This is a genomic window from Streptomyces sp. NPDC031445, assembly GCF_055581365.1.
The window spans coordinates 171,485-192,276 of record NZ_JBVIJO010000007.1 but is presented as its reverse complement, the minus strand read 5'-3'; the positions used below and the strand labels follow the sequence as shown (position 1 = coordinate 192,276).

Sequence of the window (20,792 nt, the reverse complement as noted above, 5' to 3'; positions counted from 1 at the left end):
CTTATTCGAATGCGAAGGTGTGCGGAATATGCGGCCCGTCGCCGCGTGGGCGTTCGCGGGGAACGCCCACGCCGGTGGAATTCGACCGTCTGGACACTAACCGCACGGGCGTCCGCGGGGCGAGGGGAACACGGGCGGTGTGCACTGTGAGGCCAGAGCCGGTGCGCTGCCCGGACAGCCGGCCGCCGGCCCTGGACGGCCGGCGGCCGGGTCGTGGCCGGTCAGCCCAGTTCGGTCTCCAGCCACCGCAGGACGTCGGGCGTCACGGGGTCGACGAGGTCGGCGAACTCCTCGTGCCGCTGGAGGAACTTCGCCACGTACGGGCAGACGGGGACGATCCGCTTCCCGGACTCCCGTACGTCGGTGAGCGCTTCCTGGACCAGCCGGGAGGCCAGGCCCTGTCCGGCGAAGGCGTCGCCGATCTCGGTGTGGTAGAAGACGCGCTGCGCGTCGCGGTCGCGGTAGGCGGTCAGGCCGGCGCGCTTGCCGTCGACGTGTATTTCGTAGCGGTTCCTGGCGTCCACACGCTCGACGACCGGGGTGGCGGATGGCTGGGTCATGGGGTGCCTTTCGGAAGGGCGTCAGTGACGCGGCGGATTCCTGCGCGGGGTGATGGTGGCATTCGGCAGGACGGGGGCGGGAAGACGGTCTCCCGGATATCCTTCGACGGCGCCGAAGCGATCGGAGGAATTCTGCCAGTCCTCGCGGGCCCTGACGATATCCTCGTGGCTGCGGCCGATGAAATTCCACCACATGACGATCTCCTCCTCGAAAGGCGTTCCGCCGAGGAGGACCGTCCGCGCGACGCCGTCCGACTCGTTGGCCAGGGTCAGCGTGCCGGGCCCCGGGTGCACGTAGCCCAGCTCGGCCGGCTTCAGCGGGACGCCGGCGAGGCGGACGGTGCCCTGGTCGACCAGGAGACCGTGCTCGAAGCCGGGGTCCACGGCGAGCGTGACGGCCGCGTGCGGCTCCAGGACGATCTCGGCACCGAGCAGGGGCGTGAAGGCCGGCACCGGGGAGGTGCTGCCGGCGAGGGAGCCGAGGAAGACCCGGATCTCGGCGCCGTCGGCCGTCACGGGCTCGGGGACGTGGTGCCGGAAGTCCCGCGCGGTGGCGCGGTGCTCCTCCGGGAGCGCCACCCAGAGCTGGACGCCGTGCAGGACGGCGGTGCGCGGGGTGGAGACCTCGGAGTGGCTGATGCCGTACCCGCTGGTCATGAGGTTCAGCTCGCCGGGCCGTACCAGGGCGTGGCTGCCCAGGCTGTCGCGGTGCTCGATCTCCCCGCTGAACAGCCAGCTCACCGTCTGCAGCCCGGTGTGGGGGTGCGGGGCGACGTCCATGCCGCCGGTCTCGGCGACGTCGTCGGGGCCGTAGTGGTCGGCGAAGCACCAGGCGCCGATCAGGGTCCGGGCGCGCTGCGGCAGGGTGCGCCGTACGGTCATCGCGCGCGGGCCGCCCAGGGGGACGTCGCGCGGGGTCAGCACCTCGACCCGGGGCGTCCCGGCCGGCGGCCCGCCGTCCGCCTCGGTGCCGCAGCGCACTTCGACGGGCTCCGTCTCGACATTGCTCATCGGGATCACCTCTCCACCCAGTAATTGTTTTACATTCAACCATCATCCGTCCGGACCGGCACGGACGCCAGGCGGACCGGACCCCGGGCACCCCGCGGGCCGCGTACGCGGGTGCTTCTTCTTCGGGCAACAACCCGTGCGCTCGTCGGCAAGCCACTCCCCCGGACCCGCCGTACCGTCGTCAGCACCCCGGCCCGTCAGGGCACGGGCCGGCACACCGAACCGAGACGTCACACACAGGGGGACGGCATGAGAAACGATTCTTCCGGGGCCGCGGACGAGGACCCGATCGTATGCAAGACCAGCGTCCGCGTCACCGTGGCCGACGAACTGCCGATACCGGTACCGGCCGAACTCCAGTACTCCGCCGCGGATCCCTACGCCGTCCGCCTGTGCCTGGGCGCACCCTCCGCGCTCCGCGTCGAGTGGGTCTTCGCCCGGTCGCTCCTCGCCCAGGGGCTGCGCCGGCCCGCCGGGGCCGGGGACGTGGTGGTCTACCCGCGGCGCCAGGGCCGGCCGGGCTCGATCCGCGTCCTGCTCCGGACGCGCGCCGGTTCGGCGCTCCTGGACCTGGCGAGCGCCTCCGTCACGGCCTTTCTGCACCGCACCGAGGTACTGGTGCCGCCGGGCACCGAGCACCGCCACATCGACCTCGACCGTGTCGTGGAACAGCTCACGGCCGGCAGCGAGTGACCCGCCCGTGCCGCGGGTTCCGCCCGGTGCGCTGACGAGCACCCATGCGTGCACTCCCGGGCAACCCGCCCCCCGGTTCGGCACCTAGCGTCGACCCCGTACGCAAGCACGCCATCCGCAGGAGGCACGACATGACCACCGGTACCCAGCCCCCGAGCAGCCAGCCCTGGCTGCACCAGAAGGGCGCGGTCATCCAGGAGTTCGGGACCGTCAAGCAGTTCCCCATCGCCCTGTCCTACGAGGCGCGCATGTACTCCTGCCAGCGCCTGAACAAGGTGCTGGCCGACACCCAGATCCTCTACGGCCTCTACAAGAAGCACCACTGGATCATGCGGGGCGCGACCTTCTACCAGCTGCACCTGCTGCTGGACAAGCACGCCGGCGAGCAGCTGGAACTGGTCGACACCCTCGCCGAGCGCGTCCAGACCCTGGGCGGCGTCGCGGTGGGCGACCCCCGGCACGTCGCCGAGATCACGTCGATCCCGCGCCCGCCGGACGGTGTGGAGGAGGTCCCGGCGATGCTCTCGCGGCTCCTGGAGGCCCACGAGACCATCCTGACCGAGGCCCACGACGCGGCCGCCCGCACCGTCGAGCTGGGGGACGACGGCACCAACGACCTGCTGGTGTCCCAGATCATCCGCACCGGCGAACTCCAGGCCTGGTTCCTGGCCGAGCACCTGGTGGACACTCCGCTCGTCCGCTCCTGAGGCCGGCGGGGACCGCCCACGGCGGAACGGGCGGCGTGTCCGGCAACGACCCCGCCCGCCCCGCCGCCCACGCCGTGATCCCATGCGGACCGGGCCCGGGGGGGGACGGCGCGGACCGGACCCGGAGAGGCACGGCCTGGGGAGCCGCGGCGCGGGGAGCCGCGGCGCGGGGAGCCGCGGCGCGGAGAGGCACGGCGCGGGGAGGCACGGCGCGGGGAGGCACGGCGCGGGGAGGCACGGCGCGGGGAGGCACGGCGCGGGGAGGCAACGCGACCCGGTGGGCAACGCGACCCGGTGGGCAACGCGATCCGGTGGGCAACGCGATCCGGTGGGCAACGCGACCCGGTGGGCGACGCGACCCGGTGGGCGACGCGACCCGGCGGGGCGACGCGACCCGGCGGGGCGTCGCTCGCGACGGCCGCCCACCTGGATCGCGCGCCCGGCACCGGCGCACCGGCCCCCGACGGGAGGGCGGACGCGCCACGGGCAGGGCCGCCAGCCGGCCCAGCCTGCCCCGCGCTCGATCGAGGGCCCGGCCCGCGCCCGCCGTACCAGCGGGCGCTGCCAACGGCAGCCACGCCGTCGGCGCCGGACGCGCCACGAGCGGGGCCGCCCACCGGCCCGGCCCAGCCCCCGCAGCCTGCCTGCCCCGCGCCGTCCGCGTCACCGCCCGCCCCCACCGACCGGAGACGACCGGCTCCGGGACGCGAACGGGGCTCGATCGAGGTCCCGGCCCGAGCCCGCCAGACCAGCGGGCCCTGCCAACGGCAGCCACGCCGTCGGCGACGGCCATGCCCGGCGCCTGACGCGCCACGAGCGGGGCCGCCCACCGGCCCGGCCCAGCCCCCGCAGCCTGCCTGCCCCGCACCGCCCGCGTCACCGCCCGCCCCCGCCGGCCGAGGCCGCGGGCGCTGCTCGCGCGGCCACCGCGACGGCGCCGGCCGTGACCGGCCCCGGCAGGAGGGCGGACACACCACAGGCGGAGCCGCCACCGTGGCCGCCGGTCCGTGCCGGGCGGCTGCCGGGCGGCATCCCCGGCCGGCACCCGGACCGGGCGGCCGAGGTCGTCCGCCACGGGGACGGTCAAGGCCACCCGCGCGCCGTGACGCCGGGTGCGGCCGGCCAGGGTGGAAGGTGGCCGGGGGCCGCGTGCTCCGGCCGGCGCCCGTCATCACGTACGAAAGAGGGAGAACCCTGATGAACGACCAACCGGTTCTGGTGCTCGCGGCGACCGGAGGGCAGGGCGGGGCGGTGACCGACGCGCTGCTGGGCCGCCGGGCGCGGGTCCGCGCGCTGGTCCGTGACCCGGGCCGGAGCTCCGCCCGGGAACTGGCCGAGCGGGGCGTGGAGGTGGTGGCGGGATCGCTGGGCGACCGTGAGTCGCTGGCCTCCGCGATGAGAGGGGTGGCGGGCGTCTTCGCGTTCACCACGCCCTTCGAGGCCGGAGTCGACGCGGAGGTGGGCCAGGGGCGGGCCATCCTCGCCGCCGCGGCGGACGCACGCGTTCCCCATCTGGTGTTCAGCTCCGTGGCGGGGGCCGACCAGGACAGCGGGGTGCCGCACTTCCAGAGCAAGGCGCGCATCGAGGCGGAGCTGGCCGCCGGCGACGTGCCGTACACGATCCTGGGGCCGACCTACTTCTTCGACAACGCGCTGGGCGGAGCGGAGCGCATCCTGGACGGCGTCCTCGATCTGCCGCTGCCGCCCGACCGGCCGTTGCAGCAGCTCGCCCGTCCGGACCTCGGCGCGTTCGCGGCGGAGGTGCTGCTCGACCCCGCCCCCTACGCCGGGCGGCGGATCGAGCTGGCCGGCGACGCGCCCACCCCGGCCCAGATGGCGGCCGCGCTCGGCGAGGCAGTGGGGCGGGAGGTCCGGCACGAGCAGGTCCCGCTGGCGGCGATCGGCAATCCGGACATGCACGCCATGTGGGCCTTCCTGAACGGACCCGGCTACCGCGTCGACATCCCCGAGCTGCACGCCGCCCACCCGGAGGTGCGCTGGACGTCCTTCGCGGACTGGGCACGGCGCACCTGGGCGGGGGCCCGCTGAAACCGGCCCCCGCTGAAACCGGCCCCCGCTGAACCGGCCGCCCTGAGCACGGCCCGTCGTCCCGTACCCCTGGTCTCACGCGTTCGCGCGATGTGGTCATCCGGCCACCCTGGCACGCTGTGTTTTCGAAAGCGCAACGGCCGAAGGGCGGAGATCATGTCGTCGGATCCCTCGACACCGGACCCGGGGACCCCGGGCACCCACTACACCACGAAGACGGTTCCCGCCCACCGACGGCGGGCGTACTGGCGCGAGGCCCTGGCCCAGACGTTCAGCGCCGTGGACATGGGCGTTCCCGACGAGGTCGACCGCGGCACGATCCGTACGTCGTCGCTGGGCCCGGTGCAGACCGTCACGGTGGACAGCGATCCGCTGCGGGCCCACCGCACCCGGCGGCTCATCGCGGGGAGCGACAACGACGACTACGTCGTGGTGAAGCTGCTCTGCGCGGGCGCCGCCCGCATCGAACAGGACGGCCGTGAGGCCCACGTGCGTCCGGGGCAGCTGTTCTTCTACGACATGGCGCGGCCCGTCCGGCTGATCCTCCCCGAGCACTTCCGGACGAAGTCCCTGGTGCTGCCCCGGGAGGTCCTGGGTCTGGGCGAGTCGGACCTGCGGCAGATCACGGCGGCCCCGCTCGGCCCCGAGTCGGCGGTCGGCGGCCTGCTGACCCCGCTCCTGTCCCGGCTCGTGGACAGCGCGCCGACCTACCCCCAGCGGACGGGCGAGCTGATCGCCCGCAACGTGGTGGACCTGGTGCGGACCCTGGCCGAGGAGCGGTGCGGAAGGGCAACCGAGGACTCGGCGAGCGGCGCCCGGACGTCGCTGGTCCGGATCCGGGCGTACATCGACCGGCACCTCGCACACCCGGAGCTGTCGCCGGACTCCATCGCCCGGGCCCACCACATCTCCGTGCGCTACCTGCACAAGCTGTTCGAGCTGGAGGACATCACCGTCAGCCGGTGGATACAGCAGCGCCGGCTGGAGCACTGCCGTCGCGACCTGGCCCGCCGGGACGCGGCGGGCCTGACCGTCGCCGCGGTGGCGCACCGCTGGGGCTTCACCAGCGCCTCCCACTTCAGCCGGGTGTTCCGGGCCGCCTACGGGACCTCCCCCGCCGCGTGGCGCGACTCCGCCCTGCGTCCGCGGACCGCCTCGCTGCGGGGCGGCACGCCCGTACACCCCGCGTCACCGTCGGTCGCGCCGCCCGTGTCGGCCTGAGCGGGTCGGACGAGCCGATCGGCAGTGAGCGGGGTCACGCGTCGTCACTTCCCCACAATGCGCTGAGCTGCCGTTTTTGCCATAGTGGCCCTGGGGCGCCGGCCCGACCGGCGCGTGCGGACGGGGAGGGCTCAGGTGGCGGGGTCAGGCGGACCGCTGTCGCGCAGCGGGCTGCGCGGCCGGGAGGCCGAACTGGACGTGCTGCGGACACTGATCGACTCGGTGGCCCGCACCGGAGGCGGCGCGCTCGCCGTGCTCCGCGGGGAACCGGGCATCGGCAAGACCACGCTCCTGACCGAAACCGTCGCCCGTGCGCAGGCGGCGGGCTTCTCCGTCGGCCTCGGCAAGGCCGACGAGCTGCACCACCTGGTGCCGCTGTCGTCGTTGGCGACCTGCGTCCTGCACGGCGACCGGCCGCTGCTGTCCGGCGACGCGCTGGTCGACCTCACCCGCCGGCACGACCAGCGGATCTGGCTGGTGGAGCGTCTCGCGGAGGCGATCGAGGACCGGGCCGGCGGCGGGCCGCTGCTGATCGCCCTGGACGACGTGCAGTGGGCCGACCCGCTGAGCCGGTTCGCCCTGAAGCAGCTGCCCGGCCGGCTGCGGACCTCGCCCGTGCTGTGGCTGCTGACCGAACGGCAGGGCGTCGGCGGACCGGCGGAGGAGATCGTCGCGGCCGTGGCGGACGAGCTCCCGGTGCGCGCCCTGTCCCTGGGCCCGCTGTCCGGCGCGGCCATCGGCCAGCTGGCCGGTGACACCCTGGGGGCGGCCGTCGACGAGCGGGTGCGCGAGCTGCTCGCCGGGGCGGGCGGGAACCCGTTCCTGGCGGTCGAGATGCTCTCGGGGCTGCGGTCCTCCGACGCCTCCGGTGAGTCCGTGCCCCCGGGGCTGGTCGTGGGCGTCCGCGGCAGGCTGGGCTCGCTGCACCCGGACACCCTGCGCTTCTTGCAGATGGGAGCGGTGCTGGGCCGCCGTTTCGGCTTCCAGGACGCCGCCGCCCTCTGCGGCCGGCCGTCCGTCACGCTGCTCCCGGCGCTGGAGGAGGCCGTGCGCGCGGGACTGCTGGACGACGACGGCGACCAGCTCGTCTTCCGGCACGACCTGCTGCGCCAGGCGGTCTACGTGGACATCCCGCCCTCGGCCCGGAAGGTGCTGCACCGGGAGGCCGCGGGCAGGCTCGTCGCCGCGGGCCACCAGCCGATCGACGTGGTCTCGCACATCCTCAGGGGCGCCCAGCCCGGAGACGAGGAGGCGGTCGAGCTGCTCAGGCGCGCCGCCGCCGACGTGCTGCCCGTCACGCCCGGCCTCGCGGCCGACCTGGTGACGCGCGCGCTGGACCTGGTGCCGGTGGCACGGCCGCTGTGGTTCGCCGTGGGTGAGCAGGCGATCGTGTCCCTGAGCCGGGCCGGGCGGAACCGTGAGGCGCTGGCGACCGGGGACCGGCTGCTGGCGTACCGGCCGCCCATGGGGACGTTCGGCCGGCTCCACGCCGCCCTCGGCGGCACGCTGTGGAACCTGGACCTCGCCGACGAGCTGCGCCGCCGCACCGAGTCGGCCCTCGCGGTCGGCGGCGCGGCCCCGGAGGTGGCGGCGCGGCTGGCCGGTCTGCGCGCGCTGGCGCTGTCCCGGGCGCACGACCTGGCGCCGGCGCGGGAGGCAGGCGAGGAGGCACTGCGTGCCGCCGTGGCGACCGGCGACCGGGACGCCCATGTCCAGGCACTGTTCGCGCTCGGGGAGATCGCGCTCAACGCGGGGGAGAACGCGCTCGCGCTGGAACGCTTCACCGCGCTCAGCGCCGTCGACCCCGCCTTCTTCCCCGAGGAGATCGTCGCGTACCAGCACATGGACGACTTCGTCACCAGCGAGCGGCTGCTGGCGAGGGCGGCGGACGAAGCGAGCGGCATCCGTGAGGCGTTGCTGCTGTGGGCGCAGGGACAGCAGCATCTGGAGCTGGGCCGGCTGGACGACGCGGAGGCCGACTTCGTGACGATGGAGCGCCTGGAGGACGAGGTGCGGGCGCACGTCCAGCAGGTGAACGGCCGGGTGATCCGCTCCCGGATCGCCCTGCTGCGCGGCGACCGGGAGGCCGCGCGGCAGCACCTGGCCGAGGCGCGCGAGCGGCTGGCGGTCAAGCCGAACCCGGGCAACACGGCCGCGGTGCGTTTCCTGGAAGCGGTCCACGCCGAGGCCGACGGGGACGCCGGCCGTGCCGTCGACCGGGTCCGGCAGGTCCAGCGGGAGGCGCCCTTCCTGCGCTGGCGGCTGCTGCGCACGTGGGTCGGCACCGCGATCCGCGTGGCCCTGCGCGGCGCGGACCGGGAGCTCGCCGAGGACCTGGCCGCGCAGGCCGAGGCCCATGCCGCCCGCAATCCGGCGGTGCCCACCGCCGTGGGTCTCGCCGCGCGCGCCCGTGGGCTGGTGTACGACGACCTGGCCCTGCTGGAACGTTCCGTCAGCCTGCTCGGGGAGAGTCCGCGCCCGCTGGTCCGGGCCGCGGCCTCCGCCGACCTCGGACGGGCGCTCCTGGCCGCGGGCCGGCGGGACGAGGCGGTGGCGGCCCTGACCGGGGCCCAGGACGCGTTCACCGCGGCGGGCGCGCACGCCGTGGCGGCCCACGTCCAGCGCGACCTGCGGCGTGCGGGGGCCGGCGGACGGCGCACGGGGGACGGGCAGCGCCCCGTCCAGGGCTGGGAGGCCCTGACCGCCTCGGAGAAGAAGGTCGCGCGGCTGATCGCCGAGGGACACAGCAACCGTGCGGCCGCGGAGCTGCTCGTCGTCTCCCCGCACACCGTCAACACGCACCTGACGTCCGCCTTCCGCAAGCTGTCGGTCAATTCCCGGGTGCAGCTGGCCAACCTGGTCATGGCCCTGCCCGACGAGTGAGGGGTTCCTGGTACGTTCGCGCGATGCCGGCGTGCCCCGGATGGGCTTGGCTGGACGCCTCCACCCCCCACCGGAGGTCACCGAGGTGCCCGGACGCACACCTTTACCGCCGACCGTCGTGCTCGTGCACGGTGCGTTCACCGACGCCTCGTCCTGGGCGGGGGTGATCCGTCGCCTGCACACCACCGGACTGACGGTGTACGCGCCGGCGAACCCGCTGCGCGGCCTCGCGCACGACGCCGCCTACCTCAGGAGCGTCGTGGGCCAGATCGGCGCCCCGGTCGTGCTGGCCGGGCACGGCTACGGGGGCGCGGTCATCACCGCGGCCGACGCCGACAACGTCGTGGCGCTGTGCTACGTCGCGGGGTTCGGACTGGACGCCGGGGAGTCCCTGCTGGACGTCACGCACCGCTTCTCCCCCATGCCGGGGCCGGATCCGACCGTCACCCGCCGGCTTCCCGCGCAGTCTCCCGCCGGCCCGGACAGCGAGCTGTACCTCCGCCGCGAGCGCTTCCTCGACGTGTACGCCGCCGATCTGGCGCCCGGGGTCGGCGGCGTGCTGTCCGTGACGCAGCGCCCGATCGCGCGGGATGCGCTGACCGCGCGGTCGGGACCGCCCGCGTGGGCCCGCAAGCGGTCCTGGTACGCCATCGCCGCCGCCGACCGGATGCTCAGCCCGACCGCTCAGCGGTTCATGGCGCAGCGCATGGCGGCCACCGAACGCGTCGTGGACGGTTCGCACGCCGTGGTCCTGTCGCGGCCGGACGCCGTGGCGGCGATGATCCGGGAAGCCGCGGGCCAGTGCGGTGACCACGGAGCCCTGTACTGACGTTCACCATCTGGTGATCTTCCGATTGTCTGCTTCCGGTACCATCCCTGCTCGGACTGGAACATGCCGGTATGGACCCACTCATCCGGACTCGGGACGGTCCGGTACCAGCAGCGCTCGGAAGGCACCACCCCATGAACACAGCGGTCAGACCGTCGGCCCGGCGGATCACCGCCCTCTGCGGAACCGTCGCCCTGGTACTGGCCGCCGCCGGGTGCGGTGGGGGAACCGGTTCCCGATCGGTCGGCGGCGAGGTGACCTCCATCACCGCCCTCGACTACTACACCGACGCGACCGAGCACGCCCAGTGGGGTGAGCGGCTCTCCGCCTGCGGCAGGGCCGCCGGTGTCACCGTCGAGCACCGGAGCGTGCCGGGGGCGTCGCTGGTCCCCCAGGTGCTGCGGCAGGCGTCGTCGCGGACCCTGCCCGACCTGCTGATGCTCGACAACCCCGACCTGCAGCAGATAGCCCGGACCGGAGCGCTGACCCCGCTGGACCGGTACGGCATCGACGCCGCCGGCTACACCGGGGGCATCCGCTCGGCCGGCACCTACCGCGGGAAGGTGTACGGGCTCGCGCCCACGGTCAGCACGGTCGCCCTCTTCTACAACAAGGACATGCTCGCCGAGGCCGGTGTCGCCGTGCCGAAGACCTGGGACGAGCTGAGGACGGCCGCGGCCCGGCTGACCCGGCCGGGCCGCTACGGCATGGCCGTGGACGCCAACGCCACCTTCGAGGGCACCTGGCAGTTCCTGCCCTTCCTGTGGTCCAACGGCGGGGACGAGACACGGCTGGACAGCCCGCAGGCCGCCCAGGCCCTCCAGCTCTGGGTCGACCTGGTCAGGAGCGGGTCCATGTCGAAGTCCGTGCTGAACTGGACCCAGGCCGATGTCCACGACCAGTTCGTCGCCGGCCGGGCGGCCATGATGGTCAACGGACCCTGGCGGATCTCCGCGATGGACAGCACGGAGAACCTGCACTGGGGCGTGGCGCCCCTCCCCGTCCGCCGGCCGGGCCAGAGACTGGTCACCCCGCTCGGCGGTGAGGTCTGGACCGTCCCGCAGAACTCCTCCGAGGCCCGGCAGCGGAAGGCCGCCCGGGTCCTGGCCTGCCTGAACGACTCCGAGAACATGCTCGCCCTGGCCGAGCAGTACCACACCGTGCCCTCCCGCCCCTCGGTGGCGTCCCGGTACGCCGAGCGGGTCCCGTCGATGGCCGCCTTCGTCAGGAGCGTGCAGGGGGCCCGGGCCCGCACCGGCGAGCTCGGCGTCGAATGGCCGCGCGCCGCGACCGGGATCTACACCGCCGTGCAGGCCGCGCTGACGGGCGAGCGGACCCCGCAGGAAGCGCTCAGGCGTGCGCAGCACATCGCGACCGGTTCCTGACCGGGCGGCCCGGGCCCGGCTGTGGGCGCGGGTCTCCCGGTGGCTGTTCCTGCTGCCCGCCCTGGTCCACCTGTCGCTGTTCTTCGGTTACCCCATCGTCAAGAACGTCGTGATGAGCTTCCAGGACTACTCGGTGACGACGTTCTACACCGGTGCCGCGCCCTTCGTGGGCCTGCGGAACTACACGGCCACCCTGTCGGCGGACGTGTTCTGGCGGACCCTGCTCACCACGGTCCTGTTCACCGCCGGTTCGCTCGCCGGACAGTTCGTGCTCGGGCTGGCCCTCGCCCTGTTCTTCCGGCGGAGGTTCCCGCTCGGCGGCCTGCTGCGGTCGCTCCTGCTGCTGCCGTGGCTGCTGCCCCTGGTCGTCTCCGGGACGACGTGGAGGTGGATGCTCGACACGGACAGCGGGGTCGTCAACCAGGCGCTGCGCCACCTCCACCTGCTGTCCTCGGGCATCCCCTGGCTGACCGGCACCTCCGAGGCACTGGTGTCGGTGATCCTGGTCAACATCTGGGTGGGCATCCCCTTCAACACCGCGCTCCTGTACGGCGGCCTCCAGGACATCCCGGCGCACCTGTACGAGGCGGCGGAGCTGGACGGCGCCGGCCGGCTGGCGTCGTTCCGCCACGTCACCTGGCCGCTGCTGCGGCCCGTGGCCGGCGTGGTGCTGGTGCTGGGCGTCGTCTACACGGTGAAAGTGCTCGACATCATCCTCGTGGTGACGGGCGGCGGCCCTGCCGACGCGACGCAGACCCTGGCCACCCGGTCGTACCAGCTCTCCTTCCAGCAGTTCGAGTTCGGGCGCGGCGCCGCGACGGGCAACGTGCTCGTCCTCGTCTCGCTCGCCTTCGCCCTCGTCCACCTGCGCGCCGACCGGCGCGCCCGCAACGGCTGAGGGGGGCCTTCGGTGAAGCGCGGACCCGCACGCGGGCCCCTGTCCACGGTCGTCGGGATCCTCCTGCTCGTGGTGATGCTGTTCCCGGTGTACTGGATGGTGAACGCCTCCCTGCAACCGGCGGGCAGCATGCTCACGGCGGGCTGGTTCCCCCGCCACCCCGACTTCGGCGGTTACGCCACCGCCCTGCGCGACCAGGGACGCAACCTGCTCACCAGCCTCGTCGTGGCCCTCGGCAGTGCGGCGCTGAGCCTCGGCCTCGCGGCACCGGCAGCCTACGCGCTCGCCCGGCTCCGCCTGCGGGGCACCCCGGTCGTGCTGTTCGGCATCCTGGTCACCCAGACGGTGCCGGGCATCGTCGTGGCCAACGCCCTGTACGGCGCCTACACCGACCTGGGACTGCTGAACTCCTACGGCGGACTGATCCTCGCCGACTCCACCATGGGCGTGCCCTTCGCGATCCTCGTCCTGCGCGCCTTCATGCGGAGCATCCCCGGGGAGATCGTCGACGCCGCCCGCGTGGACGGCGCCGGACGGCTCCGCGTGCTGTGGTCCGTGGTGCTCCCGCTGAGCCGCAACGCGCTGATCACCGCCGGTCTCTTCGGCTTCCTGTTCGCCTGGGGCGACTTCCTCTTCGCGCTCACGCTGAACACCACGGAGTCGGTGCGGCCGGTCACCGTCGGCATCTACGAGTACCTCGGCGCCCACACGGACCGGTGGAACGCCGTCATGGCCACCGCCGTCCTGGCGTCCGTCCCGGCGGCAGCGCTGCTCGTCGCCGCCCAGCGCCACCTGACCGCCGGGATCACCGGCGGAGCCTTCAAGTGAGACCGGCCGGCCCCGCAGCGGGGCCGGCCGGTCGTGTCCACGTGCGGAACGCGGGACCCCGTCACCGCCGGTCGACGCCGAGGTCCGTGTCGACGTCGTAGCCGGGCTCCGGGCCGCCGGCGGTGGGGTGGGCGATGTCGGCGGCCAGGTCGAAGGCCGCCCCGTCGATCGCGTCCTCCAGCGCGGACTCCTCCCGTTCGGCCTGGGCCCGGCGGTGATGCCCGGCCATCCGTTCCCGGAGGTTCCGCAGGTGGTGGCCGGCGTCCGGCCCTGGTTCGGCGCTGCTCATCGGCTGGCCTTCCGTGTCGGGCCCGCGGTGGGCGTCAGTAGCTCTCGGAGCCGGGGATCACATGCATCGCGGCCTCCTCCGCCGAGGCCCCGGCGCCGTCCAGGCCCCGGTCGGAGGCGAACAGGTCGGACTCGGTGTTCTCGTGGCTGCCCTCGTCGGGCGCGACGAGCCGTCCGGCGCGCTCGTCGCCGACCTCGTCGTCGATGACTTCTCCGTCCGTGCCCCAGGTGTCGCCGATGCCGTCGCCCTCCGGGACGCCGATGTCCGGCACCTCCTCGGCGAGGCGCTCGTCCAGGCTCTCCCCCCGCCACCGCTCCGCCGCCGTGACGCCGGTGTGCTCCACGCCCCAGGGGCGCTCCGGCGGTGAGTAGCCCTCGTCCAGGGCCTCTTCACCACCGCGGTAGTCCAGGGTGTCGGACGCGTCGAGCAGACCGGCGTCGTCCTGCACCTCCGACCCGTCCGGCTGGTAGACGTCATCCCCCATCGTCGCGTCGGTCACCCGCGATCCCCTCCTTGATGCAGTTCGGCCACATAGCCACCGGGGAACTCCACCATCGCGGAGGACCGGCTCCCCGAAGCGTACGGCCCCGACAGCACCTTCGCGCCGGCCGCCCCGGCCCTGCGCAGCGTCGCCGGCAGGTCCTTCACCGCGTAGCCGGTGGTCTCCCGGCCGAACGGGTAGGGCAGGTGGCCGTCGGTGACGCTGACGACCGTGTTGCCGTACGGGGAGCGCAGGGCGACGCGGCGGTACGTCTGCCCGGGCCGGCCGAGGTCACCGCCGTCCGCCGCCCGCTGGTCGGCGACGATCCGGCCACCGGTGAAGCGCAGGTAGGAGCGCAGGAACGCGTCCACCGAGTCCGGTGTCAGATAGACGCGGTTGTCCGGCACGCTCTCCAGCGGCGCGTACGACGGGACCTTGGTGTGCCAGTACAGCTGGGCGTTGACGCCGCCCGGGAACTGGACGACCGCGTCCCGGCCGATGGGGTCGTCGAAGGGCGCGACGACGACCTGGGCCCCGCTCTTGCGGGCGAGGCGGACGCCCGTGTCGAAGTCGCTCATGAGCCAGCCCGTCCGTTCGCTGCCGAACGGATAGGGCACGGGCGTCTTGAAGTCGAAGACGGACAGCGTCCCGACCGGTGAGAAGACCAGCTCGGACTCGGTGGTGCTGGGCGTCGGGGTGACCGTCGTGACGGCCTTGGCCGTGTGGGTCCCGCCGAAGGTCGCCTCCCAGCTCGCAACGAACGCGTCCGTGGCGCCGGGGGTGACGTAGACGTGCGTGGTGTCGTACTGCGGTCCGACCGCCGTGGTCGGCGCGGCCGCGGCCCGGTCCTCGTTCTGCGCCGAGGACGGAGCCCCGGAGCCCACCACGCTGAGCGCCACCAGTAACGCGGGCAGCACCCATGCCGTCGCCTTGCGCTTCATTCACGTCCCCTTCGGTCGGACCCTGTTCACCGAAAAGGTAGGAGCCCGGCGCGGGGGCTCCGGTCCCGACAGCGCCCCGGGTGTTGCCTGTCAGCGAACAGTGCGGCGTCCCGTCACCGGCGGCGTCGGTTCAGTCCCGTACCCGGAAGCCTCCCCGCCCGTCGAACCGGACCTCGCGCACCGCGTCGAAGCCGTCCCGCGGCGACGGCCTGCGCAGCCGCTTCGCCGTGGCGAGGACGCCGACGTCGGGGACCCGGTCGCGGCCCTCGCGCGCGGCGTTGCGCCGCAGGGAGCCCGTCACGTCCGACGGGAACCAGTAGGCCGTCACGGTCGCGCCGTGGGCGTGGGCCGCCTGGACCAGCGGTCCCCACTCCCGCGGTGACGGATTGGTGTTGTCCACGGCCACGGCCCGTCCTGCGGCCAGGTGCTCGGCCACCAGCCGCATCTGCCGGCCCTGCTTGTTCCGGGCACCGCGCGGGAACAGGTCCTTGCTGACCAGCGCGTACCGGCCGGCCAGGCACTGCGCGTAGAAGGTGGACTTGCCGGCCGCCTGCAGCCCGACCAGCACCGCCACGTCCGGTTCCGTCGCCATACCCGCCACGATGACACGCCCGTGCACGGCCGCGGGGAGCAGCCGTCCCCTCAGTCCGTACCGCGTCGCTCCAACAGGCCGACGACCTGCGGGCGTACGACGTCCCAGGCGGCGGCCGGCAGCTCGCCGAGGGCGGTGCCGCGCAGCGCTTCGAGGGCCTCACCGGCGCCGGCGTCGCCGGGGGCGGTGCCGCTGAGCACCTCGTAACCGTCCCGTACGGCGACCCGCACGCGGTGGGGCGCGCCCTGCCCGGCGTGCAGGGCCGAGGCGACGACGAGGGGCGGCGCGCCGCCCGCCTCCGCGGGCAGCTTGCGGTACGCCGAGGCGGTCGGCGTGCGCCAGCGCAGGCCGATCAGCACCGGCCGCTTGGCGACCACTTCGGCCAGGCCGGCCTCGCGGACGCCGTCGGCTTCCAGGACCGTCGCGCGGGCGTCCAGGACGAGCGCGGCGGGCAGCAGGCAGCGCAGCGTGCTGCCGGCGATGTTGCCGCCGACGGTCGCCGTGCGCCGTACGGCGCCGGTGCCGACCGTGGCGGCGGCCAGCCGCAGGACGTCCGGCACCCGTCCGTCGATCCGGTGCAGGATCACGGCGCCGCCCACGGTCTGCGGGCCGAGCACGTTGGCCTCCGGCAACTCCCGCAGGGACATGGCCAGTCGGGGGAATCCGTCGCGTTGCCACGTCGCCCACACGAGAGTCGCCCCGCCTACCGGCACGGCCCCTTCGGCCAGGCATTCCCGGGCTTCCGTCACGGACGTGGGCAGACGCAACAGCACGGCGGCCGACCTGCCTTCCTGGGCTCGGACGATGCGCGGGCGGCGCCCGGCCGCTGCCCGCCGACAGCGCAGTCTTGTCACACGAGCGGGGGCGCGTACAGGGCTCACACGAGCACCCGCCGCGCTCCCGTCCGGTCGGCGTGCCGGGGCGCCCGGCCGGGCGGCCGGCCGCCGGCACGGCCCGTAGGGTGGGGTCCGTGACAGGGGAGACCGATCTGCGCGCGCTGCTCAGCGGCATGCGGCCGGAGCTGAACCCGGGCCGCTATGTCTTCACCATGGCCGAGGGCGGCGTACCGTCCGGCTGTTCCCCGGTGGTCACCGTCGCCGAGCAGGAGGGCCTCACCCTCGTGCTGCCGCAGGCGGACGCGGACGCGGCCGGGATGGCGTACGACTACGTGGCCGGGTGGATCACGTTGCGCGTGCACTCCGCGCTGGACGCGGTCGGGCTGACCGCCGCGGTCTCCCGGGCGCTCGCGGACGCGGGCCTGAGCTGCAACGTGGTGGCGGGCTTCCACCACGACCACCTCTTCGTGCCCCACGATCAGGCCGAGCGGGCGGTGGAGGTCCTCCGGAGGCTGGCGGACGCCACCGCCTGAGTCGTACCGGCACCGCTTCCGCGCACGAGCACACGACCGGGCGCGGCCGGGTCCTCCGCCGGGCTCAGCCGCCGGCGGCCACCGCCCTGAACTCGGTCAGCGCCTCTCGCACCAGGTGCACCAGGTCGCGGTCCCCGGCCGCCGCCAGCCAGCGTTCGTAGCCGATCTTGAAGACGGCCACCCCGGCCTCGGCGGCGAGGCTCGCGGCGGGCTCCGGGACGCCGCGCCCGCGCAGGGTGCCGGCGAGCGCGGCCGCGAGGGAGGCCAGCTTGATCAGCTCGCGCTCCTTGAGTTCCGCGTTCGCCGTGATCACGGCGTGCCGGGCGCGCGCGTACGCGCGGCGGTCGGCGAAGACCTCCGAGACCGCGTCGAGCCCGGCGGCCAGCGCATCGATCGGCGCGGCGTCCGCCGGCACCCCGGTGACCGCCCGCACGAACAGGTCCTCCAGCTCCCCCGAGCCCCCGAACAGCACCTCGCGCTTGTCGGCGTAGTGGCGGAAGAAGGTGCGCTCGGTCAGTCCGGCGCGCTTGGCGATCTCCGCGACGGTGGTCTGCTCGTACCCGCGTTCGCCGTAGAGCTCCAACGCCGCTTCCGCCAGGCGCTCGCGCGCGTTCGGCTCCCATCTGCCCATGCGCAGATCCTACGCGATGACAGTCACTGACATCCGGTGCTAGGGTCCATGACAGTCACTGACATCAAGAGTCTGGGGTTCTCCCATGCGTTTCTTCGTGACCGGGGCGTCCGGCTGGATCGGCTCCGCCCTCGTGCCCGACCTCCTCGAGGCGGGACACCAGGTCGCCGGGCTGGCCCGCTCCGACGCCTCCGCCGCCGCGCTCACCGCGGCCGGTGCGGAGGTCGTCCGCGGCACCGTCGACGACCTCGCCGTGCTGCGGGACGCGGCCGCCGTCTCGGACGGGGTGATCCACCTCGCCTTCAAGCACGACCTGGCCTTCAGCGGCGGGTTCCAGGAGGCGGCCGAGGCCGACCGCCGAGCCGTGGACGCCTTCGGCGACGCCCTCGCCGGCAGCGGACGGCCCTTCGTCCTGGCCTCCGGGCTGCTCGGGGTCGCACCCGGGCGGCTCGCCACCGAACGGGACAGGCCCGCGCTCCACGGCTCGCACTTCGCCGTCCGGCAGACCACCGCGGAGGCGGCGCTGGCCCTCGCCGAACGCGGTGTCCGCTCGTCCGTGGTGCGGCTCTCCCCCACCTGCCACGGCGAGGGCGACAACGGTTTCGTCGCGAGCCTGGTCGCCATCGCCCGCGCCAAGGGCGTCTCCGGCCACCCGGGCGACGGCACCACCCGCTGGCCGGCCGTGCACCGCCTCGACGCCGCACGGCTGTTCCGGCTGGCGGCCGAGAAGGCGCCCGCCGGTTCGGTGCTGCACGGTTCGGCGGAGGAGGGTGTCGCGCTGCGTGACATCGCGGAGGTGATCGGCCGTCACCTGGCGGTGCCGGTGACCTCCGTGGCGCCCGAGGCCGCCGCCGGGCACTTCGGCTGGCTGAGCGGCCCGCTCGGCTTCGACGCCACCGCGTCGAGTGCCCTGACCCGCGAACTGCTGGGCTGGGAACCGGTCCAGCCCGGTCTCCTCGCGGACCTGGACGAGGGCCACTACTTCCACGGCCCCGCCGCCACCGGCTGACCGCACCGGCCCGTTTTGGCTCCGGACACGAAAAAGTCCTGCCGGGCCACATGGCCCGGCAGGACTCGTCGTTCAGACCGGCCGCCCGTCGCGACGCCCGGCGGAACCGGCCGGTGTCATCCACCGCCCGGACACGCGGCGCAACTCACCGGCAGCCGCTAACCGCGGCGCCCGGCCGGATCCCGGTCCTCCTCGCCCCGGACCGGCCCGGAGCCGGTCGTCCCGGCGCCGGTGCCGGCGGCCGGCACCACCGCCCGGTCGGCGTGGCCCGGCCACCAGGCCGCGTGGCCGATCAGGGCCGTGAGGCTCGGGGTGAAGAACATCGCCATGACGAACGCGGCCACCGCGATGCCGAAGGAGACCGCGAAACCCATCTCCGAGAGCAGCGCGTTGCCGGCCAGCATCATCGTGGCGAAGGTCGCCGCCAGGATGAAGCCCGCCGCGGCCACGGTCGGCCCGGCGTGCCGGAGCGCCATGCCGGCGGCCTCGCGCGGCTCACGGCCCTCACGGGCCTCCTCGCGCAAGCGGGCGATCATGAGGATGTTGTAGTCGGTGCCGATCGCGACCACGAAGAGGTACATGATCACCGGCAGCATGAACATCAGGCCCGAGTGGCCCTGGGCGTCCTGGAAGATCCACACGGTGGCACCGAGGGTGGCGCCGAAGCCGAGGCCCACGGAGGCCATCAGGTACCAGGGCGCGACCACGCTGCGCAGCAGAAGGCCCAGGATGACCATGATCAGGGCGGCGGCGACGGGGAAGACCGTCCGGTAGTCGTGGTTGACCGCCGCGTTGATGTCCTTGTAGATCAAGGACATGCCGCCGACGAGCGCCTTGGTGCCCCCGGGCGCCGAGGAGTGCGCGACGTCACGGACCCTGCCCACCGCGTCGATCGCCTTGTCCGTCGACGCCTCGTACTTGAGCGTGACGGTGAAGTCCGCGGTGGTGCCCGCCTTGTTCACCTGGGTCAGGCGGGCGCTCGCGACGCCGTCCACGGCCCCGAGCTTCCCGGCGTACGCGTCGAAGGCGGACTTGTCGAGCGGCTTGCCGTCGGTGCTGGACAGGTAGACGTCGGTCGGCGCCGCGGCGCCCGCCGAGTACGCCTTCTGCATCTCGTCCTGGACGACCATGGACTCCTTGGTCTTGGGCATGGAGCCCGACGCCAGGTCGAAGGTGGCCTTGTAGCCGAGGGTGCCGAGCGACAGGACGAGCAGGACGAGGCCCGAGACGACGGCGGTCAGCGCCGGGCGGCGCTGGACGCCCCGGCCGAGGGCGGCGAAGCGGGCGTTCCGGGGTTCCGTCTTCCAGGACTTGGAGGGCCAGAAGACCTTCGGCCCGATGAGCGAGACCACGGCCGGGATCAGGGTCAGGCCCGCGACCAGCGTGGCGCCGACCGCGATGGCGAGCGCCGGGCCCATCTGCTTGAGGAAGCCCAGCGTGGACAGCACCAGGGCGAGGAACGCGATGATGACCGCGCCGGCCGCCGAGGCGATGGCCTCGCCGACCCGGCCGACCGCGTTGATCATGGCTTCCTTGGGCTCGTCGCCGGCCCGCAGACTCTCCCGGTAACGGAATATCAGGAACAGGAAGTAGTCGGTGCCCACGCCGAAGAGCACCACGATCAGGATGGAGGAGATCGAGCTGTTGGCCTCCAGCCCGAACAGCTTGGTGGCGTAGGCGATCAGTCCGTTGGCGACGGCGGACACCAGGCCGATCAGCAGCAGGGGAAGCACGGCGAGGATCGGTGCCCGGAAGATGATGAGCAGGGTGATCAGGATGATCCCGAAGGTGCCGATGCCGATCAGCGCCTCGCCCCGCTTGGAGGAGTCCTGCTGGTCGAGCGCCTGCGCGGCGGAACCGCCGAGCTTGGCCTCCAGGTCCGTGCCCTTGGCCAGTTTCTTGGCCTCGTCACGCAACTCCTTGGCCGCGTCCGCCTGTTCGGGCTGACCGGCGGTCTTGCTGTCCATCTGGACGAGGGTCAGGTCATACCTGCCGTCCTTGGACGGCCGGCCGGGGACGACCTTCTGTACCTGGTCGATGTGCTTCTCGCCCAGCTCGGAAGTGATCCGGGCGACGTCGCGCACGTCGGCGGCGGTGAGCTTGCCGCCGTCGGTGCGCTGGTAGAGCACGATCGCCGACGGCGTGAAGGCGCTGGGGAACGCCTTCTCCTGTAGTTGCACCGCCTGGATCGACTCGTAACTCTTGGGCAGAAAGCTGCTCTCGTCACTGTTCGAGGGCAGGCTCGGGGCGGTGGCCACGATGGCCACCGCGGCGATCAGCCACGCCACGATCGTCCAAATGGGATGACGGACGACGGCGTTGCCTATTCGTCGGAACATGCGGAGGGTCCTCCTGGGCAGGAAGATCACCGCAGCCCGGGGAGCGGTCCCTGGCATCGGCGACCCCGACCGGCCCT

20 protein-coding genes are annotated in these 20,792 nt (G+C 73.8%); 11 read left to right on the top strand and 9 right to left on the bottom strand.

Annotated elements, in window-relative coordinates; genetic code table 11:
- Positions 1-221: 221 nt before the first annotated feature.
- Entirely contained in the window at positions 222-560 is a 339-nt protein-coding gene (locus ACZ5DC_RS20255) for a GNAT family N-acetyltransferase (protein ID WP_366753210.1), read from the bottom strand.
- A gap of 21 nt (positions 561-581) precedes the next feature.
- Positions 582-1,571, bottom strand: coding sequence for a pirin family protein (locus ACZ5DC_RS20250; protein ID WP_468654485.1), 990 nt, complete (start codon positions 1,569-1,571; stop codon positions 582-584).
- A 249-nt stretch (positions 1,572-1,820) separates the two neighbouring features.
- On the opposite strand from ACZ5DC_RS20250, the gene ACZ5DC_RS20245 reads away from it, so the two are divergent.
- The 9 genes from ACZ5DC_RS20245 (at position 1,821) to ACZ5DC_RS20205 (ending at position 13,064) form a co-directional block, all read left to right on the top strand.
- Complete coding sequence (locus ACZ5DC_RS20245) at positions 1,821-2,264, top strand: SsgA family sporulation/cell division regulator (RefSeq protein WP_468654483.1); 444 nt, start codon at positions 1,821-1,823, stop codon at positions 2,262-2,264.
- 131 nt (positions 2,265-2,395) lie between these two features.
- Entirely contained in the window at positions 2,396-2,971 is a 576-nt protein-coding gene (locus ACZ5DC_RS20240; RefSeq protein ID WP_058083357.1) for a Dps family protein, read from the top strand.
- A gap of 1,197 nt (positions 2,972-4,168) precedes the next feature.
- Positions 4,169-5,020 carry an NmrA/HSCARG family protein gene (locus ACZ5DC_RS20235; protein WP_468654481.1) on the top strand — a complete coding sequence of 284 codons (852 nt, stop codon included), beginning with the start codon at positions 4,169-4,171 and terminating at the stop codon, positions 5,018-5,020.
- A gap of 156 nt (positions 5,021-5,176) precedes the next feature.
- Positions 5,177-6,241 carry a helix-turn-helix domain-containing protein gene (locus tag ACZ5DC_RS20230; protein ID WP_468654479.1) on the top strand — a complete coding sequence of 355 codons (1,065 nt, stop codon included), beginning with the start codon at positions 5,177-5,179 and terminating at the stop codon, positions 6,239-6,241.
- Positions 6,242-6,376: 135 nt separating this feature from the next.
- A complete protein-coding gene (locus tag ACZ5DC_RS20225; protein WP_468654477.1) occupies positions 6,377-9,124 on the top strand; it encodes an ATP-binding protein in 2,748 nt (915 codons plus the stop codon).
- A 124-nt stretch (positions 9,125-9,248) separates the two neighbouring features.
- Positions 9,249-9,953, top strand: coding sequence for an alpha/beta hydrolase (locus ACZ5DC_RS20220; protein WP_468654475.1), 705 nt, complete (start codon positions 9,249-9,251; stop codon positions 9,951-9,953).
- A 134-nt stretch (positions 9,954-10,087) separates the two neighbouring features.
- Positions 10,088-11,338 (top strand): ABC transporter substrate-binding protein, encoded by a 1,251-nt coding sequence (locus ACZ5DC_RS20215; RefSeq protein ID WP_468654473.1) that lies wholly within the window; start codon positions 10,088-10,090, stop codon positions 11,336-11,338.
- Positions 11,310-12,236 carry a carbohydrate ABC transporter permease gene (locus ACZ5DC_RS20210; RefSeq protein WP_468654471.1) on the top strand — a complete coding sequence of 309 codons (927 nt, stop codon included), beginning with the start codon at positions 11,310-11,312 and terminating at the stop codon, positions 12,234-12,236. Before ACZ5DC_RS20215 ends, ACZ5DC_RS20210 begins: the two co-directional genes overlap by 29 nt.
- Positions 12,237-12,248: 12 nt before the next feature.
- Positions 12,249-13,064, top strand: coding sequence for a carbohydrate ABC transporter permease (locus ACZ5DC_RS20205; RefSeq protein WP_468654469.1), 816 nt, complete (start codon positions 12,249-12,251; stop codon positions 13,062-13,064).
- Positions 13,065-13,125: 61 nt separating this feature from the next.
- Here the strand turns inward: ACZ5DC_RS20205 and ACZ5DC_RS20200 are convergent, their stop codons facing one another.
- From ACZ5DC_RS20200 to ACZ5DC_RS20180, 5 genes are all read right to left on the bottom strand, one after another.
- The gene (locus ACZ5DC_RS20200; RefSeq protein ID WP_366753220.1) at positions 13,126-13,353 is read right to left on the bottom strand and encodes a hypothetical protein; all 228 of its coding nucleotides are present in this window, start codon (positions 13,351-13,353) and stop codon (positions 13,126-13,128) included.
- A gap of 34 nt (positions 13,354-13,387) precedes the next feature.
- Positions 13,388-13,837, bottom strand: a complete 450-nt coding sequence (locus ACZ5DC_RS20195; RefSeq protein ID WP_468654877.1) for a DUF5709 domain-containing protein — start codon at positions 13,835-13,837, stop codon at positions 13,388-13,390.
- Between the two features lie 11 nt (positions 13,838-13,848).
- The gene (locus ACZ5DC_RS20190; protein ID WP_468654467.1) at positions 13,849-14,775 is read right to left on the bottom strand and encodes a glyoxalase; all 927 of its coding nucleotides are present in this window, start codon (positions 14,773-14,775) and stop codon (positions 13,849-13,851) included.
- 130 nt (positions 14,776-14,905) lie between these two features.
- Complete coding sequence (locus ACZ5DC_RS20185) at positions 14,906-15,367, bottom strand: AAA family ATPase (RefSeq protein ID WP_468654465.1); 462 nt, start codon at positions 15,365-15,367, stop codon at positions 14,906-14,908.
- Between the two features lie 50 nt (positions 15,368-15,417).
- Entirely contained in the window at positions 15,418-16,140 is a 723-nt protein-coding gene (locus ACZ5DC_RS20180; protein ID WP_468654463.1) for an FAD binding domain-containing protein, read from the bottom strand.
- 197 nt (positions 16,141-16,337) lie between these two features.
- Here ACZ5DC_RS20180 and ACZ5DC_RS20175 point away from each other — a divergent pair, with 197 nt between their 5' ends.
- On the top strand, positions 16,338-16,736 hold the full coding sequence (locus ACZ5DC_RS20175) for an ACT domain-containing protein (RefSeq protein WP_468654461.1): 399 nt from the start codon (positions 16,338-16,340) through the stop codon (positions 16,734-16,736).
- A gap of 64 nt (positions 16,737-16,800) precedes the next feature.
- Here ACZ5DC_RS20175 and ACZ5DC_RS20170 read toward each other — a convergent pair whose 3' ends face one another.
- Positions 16,801-17,367, bottom strand: a complete 567-nt coding sequence (locus tag ACZ5DC_RS20170; protein WP_468654459.1) for a TetR/AcrR family transcriptional regulator — start codon at positions 17,365-17,367, stop codon at positions 16,801-16,803.
- An 85-nt stretch (positions 17,368-17,452) separates the two neighbouring features.
- Here ACZ5DC_RS20170 and ACZ5DC_RS20165 point away from each other — a divergent pair, with 85 nt between their 5' ends.
- Complete coding sequence (locus ACZ5DC_RS20165; protein WP_468654457.1) at positions 17,453-18,376, top strand: SDR family oxidoreductase; 924 nt, start codon at positions 17,453-17,455, stop codon at positions 18,374-18,376.
- A 158-nt stretch (positions 18,377-18,534) separates the two neighbouring features.
- Here the strand turns inward: ACZ5DC_RS20165 and ACZ5DC_RS20160 are convergent, their stop codons facing one another.
- Positions 18,535-20,715, bottom strand: a complete 2,181-nt coding sequence (locus tag ACZ5DC_RS20160) for an MMPL family transporter (protein ID WP_468654455.1) — start codon at positions 20,713-20,715, stop codon at positions 18,535-18,537.
- Positions 20,716-20,792 lie beyond the last annotated feature (77 nt).